1 protein-coding gene and 1 pseudogene are annotated in these 1,460 nt (G+C 71.2%); one reads left to right on the plus strand and one right to left on the minus strand.

All coding sequences use genetic code 11. The features are described 5' to 3' along the window. Positions 1–27: 27 nt before the first annotated feature. Complete coding sequence (locus AB0927_RS40950) at positions 28–744, plus strand: polysaccharide lyase family 7 protein (RefSeq protein WP_366672961.1); 717 nt, start codon at positions 28–30, stop codon at positions 742–744. Positions 745–818: 74 nt separating this feature from the next. Here the strand turns inward: AB0927_RS40950 and AB0927_RS40955 are convergent. Next, positions 819–1,460 (minus strand): annotated as a pseudogene (locus AB0927_RS40955) (hypothetical protein); the annotation flags it as partial.

The following is a 1,460-nucleotide window of genomic DNA, read 5'->3' on the forward strand; positions in this document are numbered from 1 at the left end:
GCCGTCGGTGCGCCGCCGCTCACCCGCCTGGTGACGCCCGGCAGCGGCTCGCCCACCCCGATGCCCACCGCCGGTGCCACCGCGAAGCCCGAGGCCGCTCCCGGCAGCGGTATCGACCTGTCGATCTGGCAGCTCCAGGAACCGGTCGGCTCGCCCGGCTCCCCGACCACCGTCTCCGCCGCCGAACTCCAGGGCGGCCACGAGGACCCCTACTTCTTCACCGACAGCGACGGCTCCCTGGTCTTCTGGTCGCCCGAGAAGGGCGTCACCACGCCCAACTCCACGTACCCACGCTCGGAACTGCGCGAGAACGCCGAATGGTCGCTGGAGGGCACCCACCGGATGAGCGCGACCCTGCGTGTGCTGTCCGTGCCGTCCAGCGTGTGCGTGGGCCAGATCCACCTGGGGTCCGGCGGCTCGTCCACCAAGCCGCTGCTGGAGCTGTACTACCAGGCGAACGGCGACATCGTGCTGGGCACCGAGAACTCCCCTGATGGCGGCCAGACCCGGCACACGGTGGGACACGTCGCGCTCGGTGAGCAGTGGAGCTACACCATCGGCGTCTCCGGCGGTGACACCATCGACCTGACGGTCGACGGGAGCACCACCCACTACCCGATCGCCGGCTCCTTCACGTCGTACAAGCAGTACTTCAAGGCCGGGGCCTACAACCAGTCCGCCTCGGACAGCGGCACGAACGGGGCCAAGGTCGCGTTCTCCGCGCTGACCGTCTCCCACGGCTGATCCGCCGCCCCACGAACGAAGGCAGGGCCCGACGCCACTGGCATCGGGCCCTGCCGCGTACGAGCGGACCGGCATCAGTACAGTTCGGTGCACTTCCCGTTCTGGAACAGGGGTCCCTCGACGACCGGGAGGTTGGGCCCGGGGTCCTGCACCACGGTGGTCAGCCCGGTCACCTTGTCGGTGCAGTCCTGCACCGCGGACTCGTTGTCGCCGCTGTCCCCGCCGACGTACATGTCGAGCCAGGTGGTCGCGCCCTCGGGCGCCGTCTCCAGGCTGTGGCAGGGGCCGTTCTGCGGGCTGCCGCCGTCACCGCAGGCGTCCTCCACGATGAAGTACCGGCGCACCCGCGGCATGTAGAACCGGGTGCCGGCGGGGTAGTCCAGCGTGTCCTTGCCGCCCGCTGTGCTGTGCCCGACCGCGAGCGTGATCGGGTCTGCGTAGGTCCCGGTGCCGCCGGCCTCCTTGTGCAGGACGGGGGCCGAGATCTGGGCGCTGCCCCGCGGGGTGTTGTCGAACCAGGTGTACCCCGTGGTGTACGCGTTGTTGATGGTCTTGCCCGCCCCGCCCGTCCCCGAGGGGTCCGAGGAGCTCGTGGTACCGCCGCCGCTGCCGCTGTCGGGAACGCCGGTGGTGGCGCTGGCCGAGGGGGCCGGCGTACCGCTGCCCGTGGGCACGGGAACCATGCTCTGCGTGGGCTCCGGGCCCGCCCCGGGATT

The sequence above is a fragment of the Streptomyces sp. NPDC048106 genome (assembly GCF_040706415.1).
Taxonomy (GTDB): domain Bacteria; phylum Actinomycetota; class Actinomycetes; order Streptomycetales; family Streptomycetaceae; genus Streptomyces.